The 23,607-nt window shown below is 41.2% G+C and carries 20 protein-coding genes and 1 riboswitch; of the genes, 15 read left to right on the forward strand and 5 right to left on the reverse strand.

Features of this window, described 5'->3' with window-relative positions; translation table 11 throughout:
- Positions 1-636: 636 nt before the first annotated feature.
- On the forward strand, positions 637-1,890 hold the full coding sequence (locus tag NSU19_RS05185; RefSeq protein ID WP_339199965.1) for a Glu/Leu/Phe/Val dehydrogenase: 1,254 nt from the start codon (positions 637-639) through the stop codon (positions 1,888-1,890).
- Between the two features lie 191 nt (positions 1,891-2,081).
- On the opposite strand, the gene NSU19_RS05190 is transcribed toward NSU19_RS05185, so the two are convergent.
- Positions 2,082-3,332, reverse strand: a complete 1,251-nt coding sequence (locus tag NSU19_RS05190; RefSeq protein ID WP_094244900.1) for an IS4 family transposase — start codon at positions 3,330-3,332, stop codon at positions 2,082-2,084.
- Positions 3,333-3,460: 128 nt separating this feature from the next.
- On the opposite strand from NSU19_RS05190, the gene NSU19_RS05195 reads away from it, so the two are divergent.
- The 9 genes from NSU19_RS05195 to nhaC all read left to right on the forward strand — a co-directional run bounded on the left by NSU19_RS05195 (position 3,461) and on the right by nhaC (position 15,924).
- Positions 3,461-3,742, forward strand: a complete 282-nt coding sequence (locus NSU19_RS05195; RefSeq protein ID WP_339199067.1) for an SAV0927 family protein — start codon at positions 3,461-3,463, stop codon at positions 3,740-3,742.
- A 17-nt stretch (positions 3,743-3,759) separates the two neighbouring features.
- Positions 3,760-4,014: a hypothetical protein gene (locus NSU19_RS05200; protein WP_082830222.1), complete on the forward strand. Its 255-nt coding sequence runs from the start codon at positions 3,760-3,762 to the stop codon at positions 4,012-4,014.
- A gap of 205 nt (positions 4,015-4,219) precedes the next feature.
- Positions 4,220-6,358 carry a sigma 54-interacting transcriptional regulator gene (locus tag NSU19_RS05205; protein WP_327855813.1) on the forward strand — a complete coding sequence of 713 codons (2,139 nt, stop codon included), beginning with the start codon at positions 4,220-4,222 and terminating at the stop codon, positions 6,356-6,358.
- Positions 6,359-6,576: 218 nt separating this feature from the next.
- Positions 6,577-8,049, forward strand: a complete 1,473-nt coding sequence (locus tag NSU19_RS05210; protein ID WP_130157134.1) for an aldehyde dehydrogenase family protein — start codon at positions 6,577-6,579, stop codon at positions 8,047-8,049.
- A 24-nt stretch (positions 8,050-8,073) separates the two neighbouring features.
- Entirely contained in the window at positions 8,074-9,444 is a 1,371-nt protein-coding gene (locus NSU19_RS05215; RefSeq protein WP_339199072.1) for a putrescine aminotransferase, read from the forward strand.
- A 112-nt stretch (positions 9,445-9,556) separates the two neighbouring features.
- Positions 9,557-10,906 carry a 4-aminobutyrate--2-oxoglutarate transaminase gene (gabT, locus tag NSU19_RS05220; protein ID WP_130157138.1) on the forward strand — a complete coding sequence of 450 codons (1,350 nt, stop codon included), beginning with the start codon at positions 9,557-9,559 and terminating at the stop codon, positions 10,904-10,906.
- Between the two features lie 22 nt (positions 10,907-10,928).
- Positions 10,929-12,365: an NAD-dependent succinate-semialdehyde dehydrogenase gene (locus tag NSU19_RS05225; protein ID WP_339199967.1), complete on the forward strand. Its 1,437-nt coding sequence runs from the start codon at positions 10,929-10,931 to the stop codon at positions 12,363-12,365.
- A gap of 122 nt (positions 12,366-12,487) precedes the next feature.
- The gene (locus NSU19_RS05230) at positions 12,488-14,218 is read left to right on the forward strand and encodes a methyl-accepting chemotaxis protein (RefSeq protein ID WP_339199075.1); all 1,731 of its coding nucleotides are present in this window, start codon (positions 12,488-12,490) and stop codon (positions 14,216-14,218) included.
- Positions 14,219-14,493: 275 nt separating this feature from the next.
- Positions 14,494-15,924 carry a Na+/H+ antiporter NhaC gene (gene nhaC / locus NSU19_RS05235; protein WP_339199078.1) on the forward strand — a complete coding sequence of 477 codons (1,431 nt, stop codon included), beginning with the start codon at positions 14,494-14,496 and terminating at the stop codon, positions 15,922-15,924.
- Positions 15,925-16,361: 437 nt separating this feature from the next.
- On the opposite strand, the gene NSU19_RS05240 is transcribed toward nhaC, so the two are convergent.
- Complete coding sequence (locus tag NSU19_RS05240; RefSeq protein WP_063386600.1) at positions 16,362-17,663, reverse strand: NCS2 family permease; 1,302 nt, start codon at positions 17,661-17,663, stop codon at positions 16,362-16,364.
- A 160-nt stretch (positions 17,664-17,823) separates the two neighbouring features.
- Here NSU19_RS05240 and pepV point away from each other — a divergent pair, with 160 nt between their 5' ends.
- Positions 17,824-19,218, forward strand: coding sequence for a dipeptidase PepV (gene pepV / locus NSU19_RS05245; RefSeq protein ID WP_327855817.1), 1,395 nt, complete (start codon positions 17,824-17,826; stop codon positions 19,216-19,218).
- Positions 19,219-19,225: 7 nt separating this feature from the next.
- Here pepV and NSU19_RS05250 read toward each other — a convergent pair whose 3' ends face one another.
- The 3 genes from NSU19_RS05250 to cysK form a co-directional block, all read right to left on the reverse strand.
- The gene (locus tag NSU19_RS05250) at positions 19,226-19,540 is read right to left on the reverse strand and encodes a multidrug efflux SMR transporter (protein ID WP_130157144.1); all 315 of its coding nucleotides are present in this window, start codon (positions 19,538-19,540) and stop codon (positions 19,226-19,228) included.
- A complete protein-coding gene (locus tag NSU19_RS05255; protein WP_130157146.1) occupies positions 19,537-19,875 on the reverse strand; it encodes a multidrug efflux SMR transporter in 339 nt (112 codons plus the stop codon). Before NSU19_RS05255 ends, NSU19_RS05250 begins: the two co-directional genes overlap by 4 nt.
- Positions 19,876-19,932: 57 nt before the next feature.
- A riboswitch (guanidine-I (ykkC/yxkD leader) is annotated at positions 19,933-20,033 on the reverse strand.
- Positions 20,034-20,085: 52 nt separating this feature from the next.
- Positions 20,086-21,018 (reverse strand): cysteine synthase A, encoded by a 933-nt coding sequence (gene cysK, locus NSU19_RS05260; protein ID WP_063386604.1) that lies wholly within the window; start codon positions 21,016-21,018, stop codon positions 20,086-20,088.
- 126 nt (positions 21,019-21,144) lie between these two features.
- Between cysK and thpR the strand changes: the two genes are divergently transcribed.
- From thpR to NSU19_RS05280, 4 genes are read left to right on the forward strand one after another with little or no spacing between them, the layout of a single operon-like run.
- Positions 21,145-21,699, forward strand: a complete 555-nt coding sequence (thpR, locus tag NSU19_RS05265; RefSeq protein ID WP_063386605.1) for an RNA 2',3'-cyclic phosphodiesterase — start codon at positions 21,145-21,147, stop codon at positions 21,697-21,699.
- Between the two features lie 24 nt (positions 21,700-21,723).
- Positions 21,724-22,101 (forward strand): CidA/LrgA family protein, encoded by a 378-nt coding sequence (locus NSU19_RS05270; RefSeq protein WP_311067008.1) that lies wholly within the window; start codon positions 21,724-21,726, stop codon positions 22,099-22,101.
- Between the two features lie 9 nt (positions 22,102-22,110).
- Positions 22,111-22,797, forward strand: a complete 687-nt coding sequence (locus NSU19_RS05275; RefSeq protein WP_186439324.1) for an LrgB family protein — start codon at positions 22,111-22,113, stop codon at positions 22,795-22,797.
- A gap of 24 nt (positions 22,798-22,821) precedes the next feature.
- Positions 22,822-23,586, forward strand: a complete 765-nt coding sequence (locus NSU19_RS05280) for an NERD domain-containing protein (RefSeq protein ID WP_339199081.1) — start codon at positions 22,822-22,824, stop codon at positions 23,584-23,586.
- The last annotated feature ends 21 nt before the right edge of the window (positions 23,587-23,607 follow it).

Below are 23,607 nucleotides of genomic sequence, written 5' to 3' on the forward strand. Positions count from 1 at the left end.
CTGCACTTTCCTCAGACCGTTTCCTCCGGCAGCTGAAATGGCGGTGCCTTCAAATTGAGCAATTATCGTTATCACCGCCATCAAACACATAAATTCCTTCATATTTGCATTTCTTAGTAACTCAAAATGGCTTGTCTTTATGAGCTTCCCTTAATGTAATTTCAAAATTGTTCCAGAAGGACGATACGATAGTAAAGGTGCTGCGGTTTTTTCGTGCTCTTTTTCACTCGATCGATTTTGCGGAGTTCGTTTTGATGGACCAATGCTATGAGCTTATAAATTTTTAAATTGTTGATCCTGCCTAGAACGAATCAAAAGCAAGTCTGCAAACATGTTTTCAATTTCATCCTATTTACGCAATGACGGAAATGCGGAAGGCAGCCCCCAACTATTATCACTTTTAGGACACTCTATTTGGTGCATAGGAAATTATGCAATTCCGAATAAGTTATTCAAATTCTATTTTTTATCACTTTCTATTATGAATTTGATTTCCTTTGTAACTGTGTAAAATGACGTTTTCTAAACTAAATGGCCTATTGGCACGAGTCTTGCATTTTCATAGTTACAAAGAAAAAAAGAGGTGTTATCATGTCAACTTCAACGGCTGAACCAAAAAATAACAATCAATCAAATATGGAACAGGAGGAGCAAAATCCCCTTATCGAATTTCAGTCTGTGTTGCGGGAAGCAATCGATATTCTCAATTATTCGGAGGAGACATTCAACTTCTTGAAAGAACCTATGAGGTTTTTGGAAGTGACGATTCCTGTTCGGATGGACAATGGGTCTATTAAAGTTTTCAAAGGATATCGTGCTCAGCATAACGATGCATGCGGACCAACGAAGGGAGGTATTCGTTTCCATCAGGATGTTACAGCAGATGAAGTAAAAGCGCTCTCCGGTTGGATGAGCATGAAATGCGGAATCAACGGACTTCCATACGGGGGAGCAAAGGGCGGGGTTGTTTGCAATCCCCTTGAGATGAGTTTACGCGAACTGGAAGCATTGAGTAGAGGATATGTACGAGCCGTCAGCCAAATTGTGGGACCTACAAAAGACATACCAGCTCCTGACATGTATACGAATGCGCAGATCATGGCATGGATGCTTGATGAATATGATCATATCCGGGAGTTTGACAATCCCAGCTTCATTACCGGAAAACCGATTGCACTTGGCGGATCGCTGGGCAGGGAGACGGCTACATCAAAAGGACTGCTGTATATCCTTCAGCTTGTCAGCGAGCTTAAAAATATCCCGATAGAAGGAATGAGAGTTATTGTTCAAGGATTCGGAAATGTAGGAGGATACTTGGCGAAATATTTGCATGAGTTAGGTGCCAAGGTCGTCGGTGTTTCCGATGTGTTAGGCGGAATCTATGACGAAAACGGTCTCGATATACCTTATTTGTTAGATCGCAGAGATTCTTATGGAGTCGTCAGCAATCTGTTTGATCATACCATTTCCAACCAGGAACTGCTTGAGAAAGAATGCGACGTCCTTGTCCCGGCTGCAACCGGTGGACAAATTACAAAGAAAAATGCGGGCAGGCTGAATTGTAAAGTTGTTGTGGAAGCAGCTAACGGGCCGACAACAAAAGAAGGGGCACAAATTCTCGAAGATCGGGGAATTCTAGTTGTTCCCGACATATTGGCAAACTCCGGCGGGGTGGTCGTTTCTTATTTTGAATGGTGCCAAAATAATCAAGGATACTACTGGACGGTTGAAGAAGTGGATAGAAAGCTGAAACAAAAAATGAACGAAAGTTTCAATAAAGTCTATAAAACAATGAAATGTTACGGTGTGGACATGAAAGTCGCGGCTTATATAGAGGGCGTACGGAGCATAATAGAAGCGTCACGTCTTCGCGGCTGGATTACAGTGTAAAGGGGAGGATAAATTGGATATTTTATTAGAAGATCAGTAGCGTTGCATAAAAAAATTTAATGTTTGTCAAGCTCAATAAAAATTCCAGTTATTTCATGTAACTGAATATTCAGACATACAATCTTTCTAAGCAAGCTTAAAAGGACAATGACGTCTTAATCGGCAGTCCATTTCCACAATTTGGTAATATATTACAGAAACATTGGATCATAAACTAAATCGTCTAGGTGTTCCACCTCCCCTTCTTCAAATTGGTACACGATGGTTTCAAAATCTTTTTCCCAATGGTATTTTTTCCGACCGTTGGACGTTCGAATTGGCTTTTTAAAAAGGGAGCGAACAAAACAGTCAAAACCTTTAAAAAGCAGATTCTGTAAAGTTCGCTTGATCTCTAATAAAGGACCATCGTGATTCACTTTTAATTGGAGCATGGCCTGTAAGCAATAGGTGATTAGGGCGATCCAAATTTGATTGTAAACGGCATTTTGACTTTTTCCATAAAATCTTTTTATCTTAAGGTGCTGTTTCATCCATTTAAAGAAGGTCTCTATCTTCCAGCGATATCGGTATAAATCTGCAATCTCTTCCGCAGAAAGATCAAAGCAATTGGTTATGATGATCACGGGATTCCCTTCGCTGTCGACCGTTTCGATCAATCGGAGAGGATGAGTCATTTTGGTATGATTACGGTCATTTCCTAAAATGACAATCTGATCCCTATAAATCAAACGTTCTGGATTGGGAATCCGTTCCGATAAAACTTCAATCTCTGCGTTCTTTTTAAGCCGGGTAATGAATCGCACCCCTTCTCGGCATAAGCGGTCGAACTGTTTGTAATCGACATACCCTCGATCAAACAAGTAAATCGCATTTGGATCGATTTCAATGAGTTCGTCCATCTGTGTGCGATCGGCATGTTTCGCGGGTAAGATAATCCCTTGATCCGGAACAGTGATATCCTTCGTTACAACAACCTTTAAATGGAGTCGAACACCAGCCTTTGTCTTACGAAAAGTTGCCCATGGATATTGGCTCAAACTCATGCTCATCGTGGTAGAATCAATGACCAGAAGACGACCAATGTTTCGGATGATCGGGGCATTTTTCATTTGCCCTTGGATCTTTAAGACCAGATATTTAAATACTTTTTCAAACAGTTGAGGGGATAATTGGCCTAATTTGCGAGAAAGTTGCGAAGTACTAATTGCATCAAATTCCAGATATGTCTGCAACTCTTCCTTGTCTTTCAAATGTTTGGCCAATTTTGTTAAGCTTTCCAATTCATTTAACTGAGCGATGATACAAAGTTGTAAAAACTTATACACCGTTAATTTTTTAATGTATTTGTCAACGTCAATCACATTAATTAGTTTTGAAAAAGTTATTGGATCGATCTCTTTAAATAGTTCATTTATTGTGGATTCTGTGGTATTCTTATCCATAATGGTTTCTCCTTATTCTTAGGATTTGGATAGGACTGCCAATCCTAATTATAAGGAGTTTTTTTATATCCAAAAAGATGAAATTTAACATAAAATTGGGCTTGACAAATTAAAATTAACTTAATGCAATGCTACTGTTAGAAGATAGGGAAAATCAAACGATTTATTTTTACTGCATCGCTTCCAATAACTACCGTTATGATTTGGCAGTGATTTTCTCCAATCAGTTCTTTGGCAAAGCGATGGTCATGTCTTTGCAGACGGAAAGATTTATGCTCATGTGTAAAGAAGATATCGATAAAGAGGAAATCTGGGCAGATAAATTGGGAATTCATTGTACGGATACAGAGCAATGCAAAGACTTTTTTCGGACGATTTTGACGAATCACCACCTGGCGGAACAATATTGAGCGGAAGGAGGGGGAAAATGATCGTTACCCGTGAATACGTAATGAGTTCTTGGAACGGAGTAGTTGAAGAAGTAGCCATCCAAGTGGATGAAAAGATTTATGAGTGGGAAAAGCTGTTTACGATCAGAACTGATGATGGAGAGCAGAAAACGGTCGCTGTAGGTATTTGCGGGAAAGTAGAATCCATAGAGGTACAAAAGGGAGACAGAGTTGTTCCGGGAATGGTTCTTGCTTTTGTCGTCGAGGAAATTTACGCAAGAGCCGCAGATTAACTTTGAATCAATCACTATTTTTAAATGCAGGACGGTTCGGGTTCGTGATGTTGAGGGGATGATAACATCTCCTCTTTTCCATTTCGTGCTGTTTTCTTAAGTCGGTTCAAATGATTAGTCGGTTCTCCGTCTTCTATAAAAGAAAAAAATCCTAAAAAACAATCATTTGGTGATAAAATAATAGTAAAAAGAAAGGGAGAGGCTTATGTTTTCGCTATCAGGAGACAAAATCAGGCCGATCGTTTCCCTCGACCTTGATGGAATGGATGATGGGTTTTTCCATTGCAAGAAAGAAAATTGTCCCGATCCGTTCCTTTTTTTAAAAAAAAGAAATGAATTGGTTGCCTATATCCGGATCAAGGATTTGCTGTCAAAAACAAATAAGGATGGAAAAATACCGGTAAGTGTTATAGAAGAATGTTCGGTTCCGCTTGACAATATTCCAAAGCTTTCATCTTCTGTGTCCATCCCCGACATTTTCCAAATTATCGGAGAACCGATTGCGATCATTAAAAATGCTGAAGGAAACTATACCGGTTACATCAAAAGGGAAGATGCGCTTGCGGAATTGTTTAAGCATGATGGCGTGAAAAGCTTTGATCTGTTAAAGATCATATTGACTTCCATTCCGATGGGTATTTTTGTGGTTGATCGGGAAAAAAACATCATCCAGTGCAATGACTCAGGGCTGAAGATGATCAGAATGAAATCGGAAGATGTACTCGGAAAGAAAGCTGAACAAATATTTAATGGAGATCATATCAACCGGGTATTTTCGACCGGAGACACAATTTTGAATCAGATCCAAATTTCGGACCATGTAGGGGTTCTCGTCGATTACAGCCCGATCATTGATTACAACGATGAAGTGGAAGGAATAATCATCATTGTCCAAGACTTGCCCATGGTTGAAGAAATGGCCATGGAAATAGAGCATATCAAAAACTTAAACAAAGATTTGAATGCGATCCTCTCAACAATTTATGATGAAATCCTCGTTGTGAATAATAAAGGAGAGCTCATCCGCTACAGTGAAAGCTTTATTCCTGATTTTTGGGGAGTGCAACTGAAGGACATACTTGGGAAAAATCTGGTGGAGCTTGAGAACAAGGGCTTATTCAAGCCTTCAGTAACCCGCCTTGTATTGGAGAAAAAGAAAAAGGTATCCATCGTTCAGGAAACAAACTCTGGGAAGAAAATTTTAGCAGTCGGTAATCCTGTATTTGATGAAAATGGAGAGATTGACCGGATCATCATTGCTTCAAGAGACATTACCGAAACAACAAAACTAAAAACGGAACTAAGGGAAATGAAAAAAATTACCGATCAATACAAGCAGGAATTGGACTCCTTCAAAACAAAGGACCGGCTCTCAAAAAAGCTGATTTACTGCAGTTCGAAAATGGAAAGAATCATGGATCAGGTAATGAAAGTATCGGAATTTTCCTCCACCGTTTTGATCTATGGAGAATCAGGTGTAGGAAAAGAAGTCATTGCCCAGGCGATCCATCAATTGGGAAAACGGTCAAACCATCCTTTTTTGAGGCTGAATTGCGGCGCTATTCCGGAGAATTTGCTTGAAAGTGAGCTTTTTGGGTATGTAAGAGGGTCATTTACCGGTGCGGATAAAAACGGAAAAGTAGGGTATTTCCAACAAGCGGACAAAGGGATTTTGTTTCTCGATGAAATCGGGGAAATGCCCATGAGCTTACAGGTGAAACTTCTGAGGGTTTTACAGGAGCAGGAGGTCGTGCCAATCGGCAGTACCGTCCCCATTCCCATTGATGTGCAGATCATTGCTGCAACGAACAGGAATCTGGAGAAAATGGTGGAAGAGGGGAAGTTCCGCGAAGACCTTTATTACCGCCTGAATGTCATCCCAATCCGGGTGCCGCCTTTAAGGGAACGCCCAGAGGATATTCCGCTTCTTGCCTTTCACTTTCTGCAACAGTTTAATGAGAGGTATAACAGAAATTTCCACCTTTCTCCAGACGCTCTCAATCTCCTGGAAGTATACTCGTGGCCCGGAAACGTACGGGAGCTGCAAAACGTGATTGAAAGATTGGCCGTTTCCACTGACAATGATACGATTGATGCCAAAGATGTCGACCGCATCCTTTCATCGAATATCCATTTCAAACGGGAAAAACCTGTCATCTCACGGGTGATGCCGTTGCAGGAAGCCCTTGATTATGTGGAGGAACAGCTGATTTTGCTTGCGATGAAACAGTACAAAACGACGACGAAAGCTGCAAAGGCTTTAAGAGTAAGCCAGTCTTCGGTGAGCAGAAAATATCAAAAAATTTTAAAAGAACGAGAAAAGGAAAGCCAATTAAAAAGTTAACTATGACGCGAGAAAGAAAATCTCATATGCACAAATAGATAAAAGTATGCAAAACTGCATACTTTTTTCTTTTTTCAATAAATTGATTAATTCTTCTGATTGAGCAATTTTCGATAAATCTTATGCCACATCACCAATTGGATCGCTCATTGCTTCGGGAATGAGTTTTGGCATGGTTCTTGCAAAATAAAAAATAGAAAACAAGGAGGGGTGTATAGATGTTTGATTTAAAAATGTATATCAACGGAGAATGGATTGATTCCAAAACAAAGAACAAAAGGGATATTTATAATCCGGCTACTGGTGAAGTAATCGCCCAAGCAGCGGAAGGAACGGTGGAAGACGCCCGGGAAGCGATCAAAGTGGCGAAGGAAGCCTTTGAAAGCGGTATCTGGTCTGATGTTCCTGCTGCAGAGAGGGCAACTTACCTTTATAAAATTGCCGACAAAATTGATGAAAATGCTGAAGAACTTGCCCGCCTCGAAACGATGGACAATGGGAAGCCTCTAAGGGAAGCTAGATTTGATATGGCCGATGCGGCAAATTGCTTCCGCTACTATGCAGGGCTCATCACGAAGCCGGAAGGAGTCACTTACCAGGTTTCAGATCCGGCTCAAGCCCTTGTAGTTAAAGAGCCAGTAGGCGTTTGCGGCTTGATCGTTCCGTGGAACTATCCGATGCTCATGAGTGTTTGGAAAATTGCTCCTGCCCTCGCTGCAGGGAACACAATCGTTTATAAGCCATCGGAAGTTACTCCCGTTACACCGACAAAGCTTTTCGAAATAATTGAAGAAGTGGGGATACCAAAAGGAGTTGCCAATATGGTTATGGGACCAGGAGCAACTGTTGGGAATGAAATCGCAGAAAGCAAGGATGTGGACCTTGTGTCCTTTACCGGAGGAACAAAAACGGGAAGAAGTATCATGAAGGCTGCTGCAGGAAATATTAAGAAGCTTTCTCTTGAGCTTGGTGGAAAGTCGCCGAACATCATTTTTGCAGATGCCGACTTTGAGGTAGCCGTTGATTATGCCCTGTTTGGAATCTTTTGCGGAACAGGACAAGTATGTGCTGCCGGATCGAGAATTTTGGTTGAAGAAAGCATTTACGACAAGTTTGTTGACCGTTTCGTCGAAAGGGCGAAAAAGATCAAAGTGGGTCCTGGAGACGACCCAAATACGGAAATGGGGCCTCTTGTCAGCCAGGAGCATATGGAAAAAGTATTGAGATACATTGAACTCGGCAAACAGGAAGGGGCAAAGCTTGTTTGCGGTGGAAACCGCATCACTGAAAACGGCTTGGATAAAGGATACTTTGTTGAACCAACTGTTTTTGTCGATGTGACAAATGACATGAAAATTGTTCAGGACGAAATTTTTGGACCTGTTGTCGTCATTCAAAAGTTTAAAGATGAACAGGAAGCGATACAGTTTGCCAATGCCACAGATTATGGCCTTGCGGGTGCAGTTTTCACAGTAGATGGTGCAAAGGCGCTTCGTGTGATCAAAAAAGTCCGTGCCGGGATTACGTGGATCAATATGTACCATAATACGTACAACGAGGCTCCTTGGGGAGGTTATAAGCAAAGCGGGATAGGACGCGCTCTCGGCACTTACGGACTTGACACCTATCAGGAGACAAAACAAATCAATATAAATCTTCAAGTTGAACCAATCAGATGGTTTTCAAACTAAACTAAAAAAGCAGGGGGATTAAAAATGAATGTGAATGTAGAGCAAAAAAAGACAGGGTTGGAAGATATTAGATTATATATTAAACAGGTATTGGATTTAATAGAGAAAGAGAATATTACGGAAGAAGAAGCACAATGGGTAACGAGGGAAACCGTTGACGGCTTTCGCGAATACGTTAATCCTGGCTTTTTGGAATATCGGAAAACAGTGACAAAGGATCAGCAGTTTGCTGCAGTGGAGTGGTCCGACTCTGGTTCCTGTTTTACTGATGTAACAGGCAAAAAGTATATCGACTGTCTTGGCGGATTTGGGATATATAACGTTGGTCACCGCAACCCGAAAGTGATCAAAGCGGTTAAAGATCAATTGAATCGCCAGGCGCTTCATAGCCAGGATTTGCTCGATCCACTTCGTGCCATGCTGGCAAAAATTTTAGCCCATATTACGCCAGGGGACTTGAAGTATGCATTTTTCACCAATAGCGGTACTGAAAGTGTGGAAGCTGCACTGAAACTAGCAAAAATGTACAGCGACCGTTCGACGATCATTTCAACGACAAAAGCATTCCATGGAAAAAGCTTGGGATCTTTGTCCGGAACGGCGAAAGGCGTATTCCGTAAACCTTTCTTGCCGCTTGTTTCCGGTTTCCGTCACATTCCATTCGGTGACATCGATATGATGAGAAAAACATTTGAAACTTGTGCCCTTGTTGGGGAAGATGTAGGGGCAGTGATTTTAGAGCCAATTCAGGGAGAAGGAGGAATCAATATCCCGCCGGAGGGATACCTCAAACAAGTTAGAGAATTGTGTGATGAATACGATGCCATTCTTATTTTTGATGAAGTGCAGACGGGAATGGGCCGTACTGGCAAAATGTTTGCAGCTGAATTGTTTGATGTTGTTCCAGATATCATTTGTTTAGCGAAAGCCTTTGGCGGAGGAGTAATGCCTGCAGGGGCAGTTGTAGCAAAAGAGAAGGTATTCAAGAACTGGTTTAAAGACCCGTTTGTCCATACAACCACTTTCGGCGGAAACCCCATTGCTTGTGCAGCAGCGATCGCAACAATTGATATTTTATTGGAAGAAAAACTTCCTGAAAGAGCTGCCGAAGTTGGAGAATATTTTATTAATGGATTGCGAGAGGCTGCAAAGGGCCATGAAGATAAAATTCTGGATATCCGCGGAAAAGGTTTAATGATCGGAGTCGAGTTCCACAAAGATGAAATTGGTTATGAAGTATCTAAAGGAATGTTTGATAACGGGGTGCTTGTCGCCGGAACTCTCGTAAACTCAAAAACGATCCGTATCGAGCCGCCTTTAACCATCAGCTATGAAGAGGTAGATACAGTTATTCAAACATTCAAAAAAGTATTAGAAACGGTAAAAGTACAATAATTTCTTGAGGTTAACAACGGTTTAGAACATGTGCTTTGTCGGATTCGAAAAAAGGAGGATTATCCTCCTTTTTTCGGTCATAATGAAATTTATATATGAAGGAGAATGAAGCATGGGAAAATATGCAAAAGTGAATACGGCCGTACCTGGACCGAAATCTCAAGCTCTATTGGAAAAAAGGAAGAAATACGTTCCAAAAGGAATCTCAAATGGCTGCCTAGCCTTTGCAAAGAACGCAAAAGGAGCTTTGATTGAAGACATTGACGGAAACACTTTCATCGATTTTGCCGGCGCAATCGGAACTATAAATGTGGGACACTCCCATCCGAAAGTGGTAAAAGCGATCCAGGAGCAGGCAGAAAATTTCATCCATACAGGATTTAATGTTTTTTTATATGATTCTTACATTGAGCTTGCCGAAAAACTAATAGAACTTGCACCGGGAGATTTCCCGAAGCAAGCAGCATTTTTTAACAGCGGGGCAGAGGCTGTTGAAAACGCGGTGAAAATCGCACGCAAATATACGAAGAGGCAGGGGATTATCTCTTTTACAAGGGGATTTCACGGCCGTACCTTGATGACGATGACAATGACAAGCAAAGTGAAGCCGTACAAATACGAATTCGGCCCCTTTGCTCCGGAAGTGTACCGTGCTCCTTATCCTTATATTTATCGCAGACCTGACGGAATGAAGGAAGAACAGTACAGCCAATATGTGATCGAGCAATTTGAAAACTTCCTTATCACCGATGTAGATCCAAATACAATCGCCGCTGTTGTTATGGAACCTGTTCAAGGGGAGGGGGGCTTTATCATCCCTGATAAAGCTTTTGTTCAAAGAGTCAGGGAGCTGTGCAGCCAATACGGAATTTTGTTCGTCGCTGACGAGATCCAAACAGGATTTGGCAGAACGGGTCGTTATTTTGCCATCGATCATTTTGATGTTGTTCCAGATTTGATTACGATTTCCAAGTCGTTGGCAGCAGGAGTTCCGATCAGCGGTGTAATCGGAAGGGCAGAAATTATGGATGCTGCTTCACCCGGGGAAATCGGCGGCACGTATGCTGGAAGCCCGTTAGGCTGTAAAGCAGCATTAGCCGTATTGGATATTATCGAGTCTGAAAACTTAAACAGCCGGGCGCAGGAAATTGGCAAAAAAATTATGGATAAATTCAACGAGCTTGAAAGCCGTTTTGAACAAGTGGACGGCAGCCGTGGACTTGGGGCAATGTGCGCCTTCGAAATCGTCAAGGATAAAAAGAGCAAAGCCCCGGATAAGGAAGCAGTTGGCCGGATTATTGAAGAAGCGCAAAATCGCGGCCTCTTGTTGCTTAGCGCCGGTATATATAGTAATGTAATCCGCATTTTAGTTCCGTTAGTCATTACTGATGAACAATTGGAGGAAGGGTTAACTATACTGGAGCAATCGATTGAGACTGTACTGGAAAAACAGCATGTTTAAAGAGGTGAAACGAATGGAAGCAGTGAAATCGTACAAGATGTACATTGATGGAAATTGGGTTGACAGCGACACAGGGGAAACGATTGATGTGGTGAATCCCGCGACTTGTAAAACGATTGCCACCATTCCTAAAGCAGGAACGGCTGAAGCCGTCCGAGCAGTAGATGCGGCTTTCCGCACTTTTCCATCCTGGGCGAAAAAGACCGCTGAAGAGCGGGGAAAATTATTGATGAAATGGTACTATCTGATCGATGAGCAAAAAGAAGAAATTGGCCGGATCATGACGATGGAACAGGGAAAGCCGTTACAAGAAGCCATCGGGGAAGTAAATTATGCAAACAGCTTCATTTCCTGGTATGCGGAAGAAGGAAAAAGAGTGTACGGGGAAACAATTCCTGCTTCCTTTAGGAATAAACGGATTCTCGTCCGCAAAGAACCGGTTGGCGTGATTGTAGCAATTACCCCGTGGAATTTCCCGGCAGCAATGATCACCCGGAAAATCGGACCGGCGTTGGCAGCAGGATGCACAGCAGTCGTTAAGCCAGCCACCCAAACACCTCTTACAGCCTTGAAACTTATGGAATTAGCGGAGCAGGCAGGAATTCCAAAAGGAGTCATCAATGTTGTCACTGGAAAATCAGGTGCAATCGGTGATGCGTGGCTAAAAGATGCTAGGGTAAGAAAAATTACCTTTACCGGTTCCACTGAAGTGGGGAAAGTCTTGATGAGAGGGGCAGCAGACACCGTAAAAAAAATCTCCCTTGAGCTGGGCGGAAACGCCCCATTTATCGTAATGGACGATGCAAATCTTAAGAAGGCGGCGAAGGCTCTTGTTGCTTCAAAATTTAGAAACGCTGGGCAAACATGTATTTGCACAAATCGTATTTACGTTCAAGAATCTGTTGTAGATCAATTTGTTGAATTTTTTAAGGAAGAGCTCAGCCAATTAAAAGTGGGAAATGGACTAGAAGAAGGAGTAGACCTCGGACCTCTCATCGATCAAAATGCTGTACAAAAAATGGAACAGCTCCTTGATGACGCGTTGCATAAAGGGGCAAAGGTGGTGTACGTCGGGGAAAAACCTGCTTCCAATAACGGGTTCTTCTATCCGCCTACGATTGTTACAAACGTTTCTGATGAAATGACATGTGTTTCGGAAGAAATTTTCGGTCCTCTTGCTCCGATCATCACGTTTAAGACGGAAGAAGAAGTGATCACTCGTGCGAACGATACGGCTTACGGGTTATCGGCGTATGTTTTTACAGAAAATCTGAACCGAGCAATTCGAATCAGTGAAGCACTTGAATACGGAATTGTCGGGTTGAACGACGGACTGCCTTCCACCGCCCAGGCGCCATTCGGAGGCTACAAAGAGAGCGGATTGGGCAGGGAAGGCGGACATTACGGAATCGAAGAGTTTCTTGAGACAAAATATATTTCCATTGCCTTTGATGAATGATCGATGTCCTTTAGGAAGAAAGTTGGAGATTCTCTCCAATTTTCTTCGTTTTATCATACTCCACTTTTAAATGATGCAATATTCAAAAAAACATATATCCTTATTAGGAAGGTTTGAAGGCTGTGAAAAAAATATCGATTTCAAGAAAATTTTCCATTGCTATTTCCATTGGTCTCCTGCTGTTTACCCTTGCAACCATTGCCCTTATATTTACCATCATTAACCACAGTACAGGGAAATCCGTATCTAGGTTCGCCGTCCAAATATCTGAAAACATCGCCAGTCATATGAATTTGGAAGACTATGAAACATTTTTAGAGGATCGGACCCAATCGGACCTGTATTGGCAATTGCGGAACGAACTTAATGATTTCCGTGAAAAAATCGGAGCTCTTTATGTGTATACAGTGGAGCTGAATGAAGAGGAAGATATCGTTCTCATGATTGACGGGCAGCCCGAAGGATCAGATGTGGCATCAGAAATTGGGGAGATTATGGAATCGGTTGATATAAGCCCCATACTGAAGGGAGAATCCGTCAGCACAGGTATTGTCGATGACCCTGAGTATGGCCGGTACGTATCCGCTTATGCCCCGTTAAAAAATAAGGAAGGAGAAATATTAGGAGCGATCGGGGTAGATCTTGCAGTAGAACAGGTAGATGGGATCACAAAAGAAGTTATTTTCGATGTTCTCCCAATTGTTGTTGCAGGCTCTATAGTTATTTTCTTTCTTTTTAACAGTGCGGTATTGATATACGTCCGTCGTACCATCCGCCCGCTTACATATCTGGAAAAAGCGGCAAAGCAGTTGGAAGAAGGCAATATTATAGAAGCGGAACAAACGCTGCAAACGGATATAAAATCAAGGGATGAAATCGGCTCTCTTTATCGAACTTTTAAGCAAATGATTGTAATGATAAAACAAATCATAAGGGATATTTCCTTGAACGCTGAGCAGCTGTCATCTTCTTCCGAGCAATTATCAGGCAGCACGGATGAATCGGTCAGGGCGTCAGAAGAAGTGGCTAATGCGATTGAAACAGTTGCCGTCAGTGCGAGCGAAGAAATTGCATCGATGGAAGCAGCGGCCGATAAACTGAACGAAATTTCCGAACATACGTATCAGATCGTTTCGATTGCTGAAGAAACGAAAAAAGTGACAGATGAAGCATATCGTGACATCATCGATGGCGGAAAAATTGTCAACAATACAGTCGAGCAAATAAACCTCATCAAAAATTCGGTGGCGCAATCAAATCTTTCTTTGCAAGCTCTTCATAATAAGGCAAAGAAAATTGGTGACATTGTTTCCGTCATACGGACGATCACGGAGCAAACAAATTTGCTTGCCTTGAATGCCTCTATTGAAGCTGCCAGGGCCGGAGAATACGGAAAAGGATTCGCTGTTGTGGCCGAGGAGGTTAGGAAGCTTGCGGAAGAATCGGAAAAATCGGCAAAACAGATCGAACAATTAATTTATCAAACCCAAAAGGAAAGTGAAGAGACCGTCTCTTCAATGGAAAAAGTCAATGAAAATGTGGAAAGAGGAATTTCGATAACGAAAGCGACGGAGAAAAAATTTAATTTAATCAATGAAAAAATTGAAGTGATCGTATCAAAAATTGAACAAATCTCGTATGAAGCCGCAAAAGTGTTAAAAAAACTTCAGGCAGTGTCCGAGTCGGCAAAAGTCTTGACCAAATCAGTAAATGAAAATGCAAATGCTTACAATGTTGTCTCCACCTCAACTGAGGAACAGCTTGCCATCATAGAGGAAATTTCCGCAGCAAGCAGTTCTTTGGCTGAAATGTCAGAGTCATTGCTGGAAATCGTGCGAAAATTTAGAATATGAAACCAATCGAAACAAGGGAGTTTACTGTCTTATTTTGCGACCAGTAAGCCTCCTTTTCCATACTTGAATTTATGAATCAGATTAACAAAATGAAAGATTCCGTTTGCACGAACCTTACCAATCAAATATGCACAAATGAATATTGCATGCAAGATTGTATAACTTCTTGGATTGAAGTACACATAAAAATACAAAATTTAAGAAAATTATCATTTGGCATAATAATTGCATTCTTAAGTTTATAGAAGATTAAAAAATAGGAAAGAGGTATGCCAATGAAAGAAAAGAAAACGCCTTCATTATTCGTCGCCTTAATTCCGATCGTTTCGATGGTTGTCATTTTATTCGTCGGGCTGTTCGTATTTGAGGCCGACGCCCATATCCCGCTGTTGTTGAGTGCTGTTGTTGCAGCAATAGTGGCCAAGTATCTAGGATATGAATGGAGGGAACTGGAGAAAGGGATCATCAGTTCCGTTTCCTTATCTTTACAGGCCCTCATCATATTGATGATCATCGGGACCATCATTGCAACATGGCTTGCTGCGGGAATCGTTCCGACGATGATTTACTACGGATTGGAATTTCTATCTCCCACTTACTTTTTGCCGATTGCAGCCGTCATATGCAGCATTGTCGCTCTTGCATCGGGAAATGCGTGGACCGCTGCCGGAACGATTGGGATTGCCATCATGGGTGTGGGGATCGGTTTAGGGATTAACCCGGCCATGGTTGCTGGAGCAGTCGTTTCTGGTTGTTATTTTGGTGATAAGATCTCTCCTTTATCTGAAACGACAAATATGGCCCCCGGAATAACGGGTGTGCAATTGTTTGATCATATCCGCCATATGCTTTATACGACTATCCCGGGGCTGATCATTGCAGTTATTATTTACTTCTTTATCGGGCTTGCTAATAAAGGGAACGGAGCAGGGTCAAATGAAATTGAAGTATTGCAGCAGCAATTGAGCGATTTGTTTGTCATTAGCCCATGGCTTCTTCTTGTGCCAGTGATTGTGCTTGGCATGATTGCAGCAAAAACTCCGGCAATTCCCGGACTGGTCATTGGCTCCATCATGGGTGCAATTGTTGCAATTTTCGTACAGGGTGTGCCTGTTTCAGACATTTTTAGTATTGCGGTTTATGGGTTTTCGAAGGAAACAGGAAACGAAGTCCTTGACAATTTATTGAATAACGGCGGTACAGAAGCAATGATGTATACGGTTTCATTAGTTATGATCGCCATGAGTTTCGGGGGAATTTTAGAAACAAGCGGAGTGCTGCAGACAATCGTCGATTCTTTGCTGAAACTGGCAAAATCAACTGGAAGCTTAATTACAGCAACGGTTGCTACTTGTGTAACGGCAAATGTTGTTGCCTGTGACCAATATTTATCAATTTTAATTCCGGGAAGGATGTATTTGACTGCTTATAAAAAACGGGGGCTGCATGCAAAAAATTTATCGAGGACATTGGAGGATGCAGGGACGATGACCTCTCCCCTCGTTCCATGGAACACTTGCGGGGCCTTTATGTCTGCGACTTTGGGAGTAGCTACATTAAGCTATGCACCGTATGCAATTTTGAATATTATCAGTCCGTTGATCGCCATCATTTATGCTTTCGTCGGTTTCAAGATTGAGAAGCTACCTGCTGAAGAAATGAAAAAAATCGAGTTAGACGAAAAAGGTGTAAATGTACAAGCATAATTGGATTGTTATTTAAAATAAGAAAAGGGACGTTTATGGACGTTCCTTTTCTTGTTCACCTACACCTCATACCGTTACGATCATGATGATATTTTGAACTATGGCTGCCAAAAAAGTCGTTTGTACGGATTATTGACAATCCAATCGACGTTTATGACTTAATAGGACTTGAATTTCTAGATAAACCCTTATGATGATTAATGCTCCACAAATTTAATAGTTCGTTCCAACTATATAGAGGTGCAGCCTGCGTCCAATCTTAATACATAGAAAGACACTTTAGAATGGATGACATGCATAGAAAAACTCCCCTTAAGGCAAAACAGATTGCTCTACCTTAAGGGGTGCATATCAGCTTAGAGAGGCATCTCCAATTTCAAAAGCCCGATATCCATTTTTTATTTTTAATAGATTTTCCTTTTGGGAAAGCCTCTTAATTAATGACCTCCCAGGAAAAAGAGCTGGATGAAAAATAGTACGGCGAAAATGTACAAAAATGGATGAACCTCTTTCCATTTTCCTTTCATGACTTTCATGAGAGGATAAGAGATAAATCCGAGCGCAATTCCAGTTGCAATACTTGATGTAAGCGGCATGCTTAAAATGACTAAAAAGGCTGGAAATGCTTCATCTATTTCTTTCCAATTAATTTCGGCAATTGAGCCCATCATTAAGCTTCCAACTATAATTAACGCAGGTGCTGTAATCGCTGAAATGCCGGACACAGCAGCAACGATCGGACTGAAAAATGCAGCAACACCAAACAATACGGCAACGGTTAAAGTTGTCAATCCAGTTCTACCGCCAGCAGCTACTCCTGAAGAAGACTCAATGTAAGCACTCGTCGGAGTTGTTCCGAGCATAGCGCCTGCTGTTGCTGCTATTGAGTCAGCTAGAAGGGCTTTGCGTGCGTTCGGCATTTCATCCCCTTTCATTAAACCTGCTTGTTTGGCAACACCGATCATTGTTCCAGTTGTGTCAAAAATGGTCACTAATAAAAAGGAAAAGACGACTGCAAATAAACCATGTTGAATCACATCCCCAATTGCATCAATCGGGTTGGCGATTATAATGCCTTCCGGCAGTTTTGGAATTGAAACAATTCCTTGGTCAAACGATAATTGTCCGGTAAAAAATGCGATGATACCGGTACAAATCATTCCGATAAAAAGTGCACCATGAACATTCAAGCTCATTAAGATAAGAGTTATAGCAAGGCCGACAAGAGCGAGAACGACGGAAGGAGAATGCAGATCCCCAAGAGTCACTAAATTTTGCGGATGATCGGTGATCAGCCCGGTCAATCTTAGTCCGATAAACGCAATAAATAAACCGATGCCGGCGGTAATTCCATTTTTTAAATTGCTTGGAATGGCTTCGATTATTTGTTTACGAAACGGAGTTAGCGAAAGAATAATAAACAGGATGCCTGCAAGAAATACTGCTGAAAAGGCAATTTCATAATTAACTTTTTCCGCCCCAACAACAGTATAGGCAAAATATGCGTTCATTCCCATACCTGGAGCGATCGCTATCGGATAATTTGCCGAAAGCGCCATCCATAAAGTACCGATGATCGTGGCAACAACTGTCGCTGTAAACACTTGATCAAACGGAACGCCTGCTTCCGATAAGATAATTGGGTTGACAACAACGATATATACCATTGTTAAAAAGGTGGTTAAACCGGCAATAATTTCAGTTTTAACATTTGTTCCGTGTTCTTTTAGTTTAAACATATGATACCTCCAATTAAATACGAACATTTTATAAAAACATATATATAATATTCGTTTTTTGACTTTTTTGCAAGAAGACAACCACATTTTTTTTGCTGAAAAAAAAGAGAATCTTTATGTTACACTTAAATAATAAGAGAAAGAAAGGATCGAACGTATCATGAACTGGATGGATGAAGTGTTAAAAAGAAAAGAAGAAATTATTTTAGAAACACAAAAATTTCTACAAATCAAAAGTGTGCTCGATGAAAAAACAAAACAAATTGGAGCACCGTTTGGCAAAGGAATTAAGCAAGCGTTAGAACATCTTTTGCAAAAAGGGGAAAAAGACGGGTTTCAAGTCAAAAATTTAGACGGATATGCCGGTCATATTGAAATGGGAAAAGGAAAGGAAATCGTCGGCGTCCTCTGCCATGTTGATGTCGTGCCAGAAGGGGACGGCTGGTCATTTGATCCTTACGGCGCAACGATCCATGATGGGAAAATATATGCCCGCGGTGCGTTGGATGATAAAGGGCCGACGATGGCAGTATACTACGCCATGAAAATTGTAAAAGAATTAGGTCTTCCGTTATCTAAGCGGGTGAGAATGATCATTGGCACTGATGAAGAAAGTGACTGGCGCTGTGTCGATCATTACTTTAAGCATGAAGAAATGCCTGACATCGGATTTGCGCCAGATGCTGATTTTCCAATTATTCATGCAGAAAAAGGGATAATCGATGCAGTGTTTTCGGTGAACAGCGTGAATAAACATGCAGCAGGAAAATATGTGTTAAAAAGCTTTTCTTCCGGCAGACGGTTTAACATGGTTCCTGATTTTGCGAAAGCTGTGCTTGGAAATGTCCAAAATTTCTCAGAGGTTGAAAAAAGCTTTAAGCAATTTTTATCAGCATCACAATTAAAAGGTCGAATGTATCAAAATGAAGAAGGTGCAGTCGCCGAGCTTGAAGGGATATCCGCTCATGCGATGGAACCTGATAACGGAAAAAATGCCGGGATTTATTTGGCGAATTTTTTGTCAGCATTGCCGCTGGATGGCGAAGGAAAAGGCTTTGTTGATTGGATTAATCGTTATTTTTATCAAGATACAAGAGGGAAAAAGCTGGATATCTCAACACAAGATGAAGTAAGCGGTGAGTTAACGGTGAATGTCGGAATTATTCATTACGAAAAGGGGAAAGAGAAAACCGTTAGCATTAATATCCGCTATCCTGTAACAAAAAAAGGGAGCGAGATTAAAGAAAAACTAGAAAAAATAGCTGGTTGCCAGCTTATTCACTTTTCCGATTCAGCTCCCCATTACGTAGAACAAAATCATCCGCTTATTCAAACATTGAAAAAAGTGTATGAAGAGCAAACAGGGCAAAAAGCGGAGCTCATCTCCATCGGCGGCGGCACTTATGCCAGATCTCTCAAGGCAGGAATCGCCTTTGGTCCGTTGTTTCCGGGAAGGGAAGACATCGCCCATCAAAAAGACGAATACATTTATATCGAAGACCTGTTAAAAGCGACAGCCATCTACGCTCAAGCGATTTATGAATTAGCCAAATAAGTGTCCTTTAGTCTACTAGCTTCAGCCCAATAACAGAAACGATAATTAAGGCGATAAATGTTATTCTCCATTTGTCTTTCGGTTCATCGAATACATACATGCCGACGAGCGTGCTGCCGACAGTGCCGATACCTGTCCAGACTGCATAGGCAATGCTCATCGGAATTTCATTCATCGAAAGCGATAAAAAATATAAGCTTAAAATAAATCCGCCAATTAGCATAAAGAAGGATGAGAAGCTTGGCGACGAGTTCACTTTTGTTAATCCTGTTACGCCGATGACTTCGCAGCATCCTGCAATAATTAAAAATATCCAGCTCAAGATTTGTCACCTTCTTTTGCTTCCAATTTGCTTGTTTGATATTTCAGCCCGATGATTCCGCAAATTAGCGACAAAATAAATACCATTTTCATCGGGCTGAAATGGGCGTCGAATAAAATAATCTCACATAAAATTGTTCCTAAAGTGCCGAGTCCGACAAATATTGTATATACCGTTCCTGTCGGCAATTTTTTAGTTAAATAAAGAAGCAGCAAAAAACTTATGCAAATAGAGATCACGGTTAGCATCCATTCCAAAACATTGTCTGAGTGCTTTAAGCCGATGACCCACGCCACTTCAAAAATAGCCGAAACAACGATTAAAAACCAATTCATAAACAAATTCCTCCTTTCCATCACAATCAAAAAAGCCTGCGAGAAACCATAAGGTCATTCTCCCAGGCTTTTATCCTTCCGTGTACACAGCAATTTGTGCGTTTTCTCTCGGACCAGTCCAAGCGAACGGCACTTGCGGAACCCTAGAAAACTTTACATAATTAGATTCAATTATCTCACAGAAACAGCAAGAAGGCAATTTATAATCGGTTATTCAAATAAGAACAAATCGCTTGATAAATAGCGTTCGCCTGTATCAGCCGTCATGCACACGACAACATCATCAGGAGATAATCTTTTTGCAACTTGAATTGCGGCAAAACATGCAGCACCTGATGAAGGTCCCACTAATATAGCTTCTTCCTTGGCGAGTCTGCGGGTGATTTCGTACGCTTCATCGTCCTTCACTTTGTGTATTTCATCATAAATGTTCGTGTTTAATGTTTTAGGGATAAAGCCAGGACTTGTTCCGACAAGTTTATGCTTGCCAGGACTGCCCCCGGATAAAACAGGTGACCCAGCAGGCTCGACAACGTGAATGGTCATCTCAGGAAAATATTTTTTTAACGTTTCTCCCGTGCCGGTGATTGTTCCTCCTGTTCCAGACGTTGCAACAAAAGCGGAAAGCGGTTTTCCTATTTCTTTCATTGCTTCGACAATTTCTAAAGCTGTTGTTTTCCGGTGGGCATCTGGGTTGGCAGGGTTTTCAAACTGCATCGGTATGAAGCTGTTCGGTATTTCCTTTACCAGTTCTTGCGCCTTTTTAATCGCACCGGGCATTTTCTCGTCCCCAGGCGTTAATACAACTTCAGCTCCGTATGCTTTCAGCAAATTGATCCGTTCTTCTGTCATGGTGTCCGGCATGACAATAATTGCCCGATATCCTTTGGCGGCCGCATTCATGGCGAGCCCAATGCCAGTGTTGCCGCTTGTCGGTTCAATAATTGTAGCTCCCGGTTTTAACAAACCTTGTTTTTCAGCTTCTACGATCATATTATAAGCAGCTCTGTCCTTAACGCTGCGGGTAGGATTAAAATACTCAAGCTTTACATAAATATCTGCGCCGTTTTTCGGGCTAATTCTGTTTAATTTGACTAATGGAGTTTCTCCTATTAAATCAGCGATATTATGAACTACGCGCATTCAAAACACTTCCTTTTGATATAGTCCATCCATATCATATCATAATTTATACGGACAGAAAAACTCGGATATACAAAGAATGCGCAGTTTTTGCTACAATATGTTCGAAAGTGAGGATAGAAAAAAATGCAAAAACATTATTTTCTTGCATTGGATGTTCCGATTGAAACGGCAAAAAGTATTACAAAATGGATATCAGCGAATCAAGATCGGTGGCACTTTTCGCGTTACGTCCATCCTTTTGACTATCATGTAACATTAGTGTTTTTAGGGAATGTTGATGCAAAGAGGCTTGCTTTGCTGTCAGAAAGCTTGCTTGAGCCCTGCCGGAAAATTCCGTCTTTTTCACTTGAACTTTCAGAGGCAGGAATTTTTGGGAAACGGGAACATCCGCGAATTTTATGGGTAGGCGTGAAAGAAAACGAGTTATTATACCAGTTGCGAAATGAAGTTTATAATACGTGCAAAGCTTTCGATTTCTCTTTAGATGAACGTCCGTTTAGACCTCATATTACTGTCGCCAGAAAATGGGAAGGACAGCTTTCATTTTCCTTGGAGGAGAAAAGCGCCCCATATTTGTTAAACGAACATTTTCATGTGGGTTCTGTTACTTTATTCCAAACGAATATTGACCAAACGCCTAAATATGAAGCGATCAAACAAATTCCTCTTGGAGGATAATGAGAGGAGTAAGGGGTAAAAAAATTGAAAATATTTAATTTGATATGGCAAATAGGTTTGTTGTATGTCATTTATGTTATTGGCACGTTCCTTCAAAAATTGTTTCATTTAATGATTCCAGGAAGCATTATAGGCATGTTGATTCTTTTCGCTCTTTTGCATTACGAGCCTTTTCAAAATTTAGTGAAAGACGGATGCTCTTTTTTAGTCAAGCATCTTGCCCTTTTATTTATTCCTGCGACAGTTGGGGTGATGGAATATTTTTCGCTGTTCCAATCAAAAGGTATCTTGACAGTATTCATTGTCATTATTAGCACGGTGCTGGTGATGTCCATTTCATCTTTCGTCAGCCAGATGACCGCTGCCAAAAAAAAAGCAGGCTGCTGGGCAGAATGGGAGTGATCAAAGCTTATGAAAATAATAGTCTCCATCTTAATGATACTTGCTACAGTGCTGATTTATTGGCTAATGGTTAAATTGTACAATAAAATCCATATTCCATTATTAGTTCCGATTGCCACTTCAACATTTGTCATCATTAGTTTATTGATTACATTTCATATTTCGTATCATACGTACATGTATGGAGGAAAATGGATTGATGAGCTTCTAGGCCCTGCCGTAGTCGCGCTGGCATTCCCGCTGTACAAGCATCGATCAACATTGAAAAAGTACGCTGTATCAATTGTTTTGAGCGTTGTCGTCGGCACGATTATCGGGCTGTGTTCAGGAATTATGATGGCTGTTTTATTCGGAATAGATAAGGAACTGATTCTTTCGCTTGCACCCAAATCGGTCACTTCGCCGGTAGCTATGGATATCACAGACATAATTGGAGGTAATCCTACCCTTGCTGCAGTTTATGTCATGATAGCAGGAATATTTGGTGCGATGTTTGGACCTTATTTATTGAAATTACTTCGCATACATCATCCAATTGCTATTGGGATCGGATATGGTACAGCTTCCCACGGAATTGGCACAGCGAGGGCAGCAGAATACGGCAGTCTGGAAGGAGCAATCGGTTCGATTTCGATGACGTTAAGCGCTATATTTGCTTCCATTATCTGCCCGTACGTTGTTCAGCTATTTTTGTAGAGATAAAGAGGAGATGACGCGATCTTGGCTCAGTTGATTAAAATGGAGGATTATATATCAAGGTATGAAATAGATCTAAATCGTTATGCCAATCAATTTATCCGCTTGAAAAAACAACAGTGGGAAGTAATTAAAAAAAGGTTTGAGAGTATCCAATTTGCTCATTCAACCTTAGATAGTGAAAAACAATTGTTTTTAGATCGGATTTTCAACTCCCAGCTTGTATGGGCAAGCTCTACCATTCGGGAAATTTCCCCGATGGATGAAGCTTTTGAAAAGGATTCGCTGCTCAAATATTTTTTGCAGCGGTTTCCTGACACTTATTTTGTCATGTATTATCCGGTTTTTCTTATTAAAAAAGCCTCTGTCCAAGGAGAAATTATCATCATTCGGCCAACAGATATCGTATGCCTTACCGCATTAGAATATAAAGAAAACAACGTATTAATCGGTACAAAACAGAAATTTTGGCTGAAACGGGACGATCAAGGCGAGAAAAAAATATTATCTCCCATTATCGGATTGGAGCGGACAGCAAATATAGTAAAACAGATTTTATCAAATGCGGAGGTTAACTTTCCAATTCGAAAAATATTATTAAACAGAACGGGATATATACATGCTTCAGAGCTGCCGGCAGATATTGAAATAATTGATGTGAGAAGCTACGACGACTGGTTTCAAAATATGCGGCGCCAGCCTTCTCCTTTTAAAAATATGCAACTAAAAGCTGTAAAGGCTCTTTTAGCATCATGTGCAACAAATGCGGTAAAACGATTTAATGAATGAATTTTTTGAAAATGTTCGATT

Origin of the sequence: Aeribacillus sp. FSL k6-2211, assembly GCF_037966125.1 — a bacterium.
GTDB lineage: Bacteria > Bacillota > Bacilli > Bacillales > Aeribacillaceae > Aeribacillus > Aeribacillus composti.

What these genes read in the sequence shown, in the direction of transcription:
- NSU19_RS05215 (WP_339199072.1), top strand. Translation starts at nt 8,074, where the DNA reads ATGAATGTGAATGTAGAGCAAAAAAAGACAGGGTTGGAAGATATTAGA.
- NSU19_RS05210 (WP_130157134.1), top strand. Translation starts at nt 6,577, where the DNA reads ATGTTTGATTTAAAAATGTATATCAACGGAGAATGGATTGATTCCAAA.
- thpR (WP_063386605.1), top strand. Translation starts at nt 21,145, where the DNA reads ATGCAAAAACATTATTTTCTTGCATTGGATGTTCCGATTGAAACGGCA.
- nhaC (WP_339199078.1), top strand. Translation starts at nt 14,494, where the DNA reads ATGAAAGAAAAGAAAACGCCTTCATTATTCGTCGCCTTAATTCCGATC.
- NSU19_RS05205 (WP_327855813.1), top strand. Translation starts at nt 4,220, where the DNA reads ATGTTTTCGCTATCAGGAGACAAAATCAGGCCGATCGTTTCCCTCGAC.
- NSU19_RS05195 (WP_339199067.1), top strand. Translation starts at nt 3,461, where the DNA reads ATGCTACTGTTAGAAGATAGGGAAAATCAAACGATTTATTTTTACTGC.
- NSU19_RS05190 (WP_094244900.1), bottom strand. Translation starts at nt 3,332, where the DNA reads ATGGATAAGAATACCACAGAATCCACAATAAATGAACTATTTAAAGAG.
- NSU19_RS05255 (WP_130157146.1), bottom strand. Translation starts at nt 19,875, where the DNA reads ATGAATTGGTTTTTAATCGTTGTTTCGGCTATTTTTGAAGTGGCGTGG.
- pepV (WP_327855817.1), top strand. Translation starts at nt 17,824, where the DNA reads ATGAACTGGATGGATGAAGTGTTAAAAAGAAAAGAAGAAATTATTTTA.
- NSU19_RS05240 (WP_063386600.1), bottom strand. Translation starts at nt 17,663, where the DNA reads ATGTTTAAACTAAAAGAACACGGAACAAATGTTAAAACTGAAATTATT.
- NSU19_RS05200 (WP_082830222.1), top strand. Translation starts at nt 3,760, where the DNA reads ATGATCGTTACCCGTGAATACGTAATGAGTTCTTGGAACGGAGTAGTT.
- NSU19_RS05185 (WP_339199965.1), top strand. Translation starts at nt 637, where the DNA reads ATGGAACAGGAGGAGCAAAATCCCCTTATCGAATTTCAGTCTGTGTTG.
- NSU19_RS05275 (WP_186439324.1), top strand. Translation starts at nt 22,111, where the DNA reads ATGAAAATAATAGTCTCCATCTTAATGATACTTGCTACAGTGCTGATT.
- gabT (WP_130157138.1), top strand. Translation starts at nt 9,557, where the DNA reads ATGGGAAAATATGCAAAAGTGAATACGGCCGTACCTGGACCGAAATCT.
- cysK (WP_063386604.1), bottom strand. Translation starts at nt 21,018, where the DNA reads ATGCGCGTAGTTCATAATATCGCTGATTTAATAGGAGAAACTCCATTA.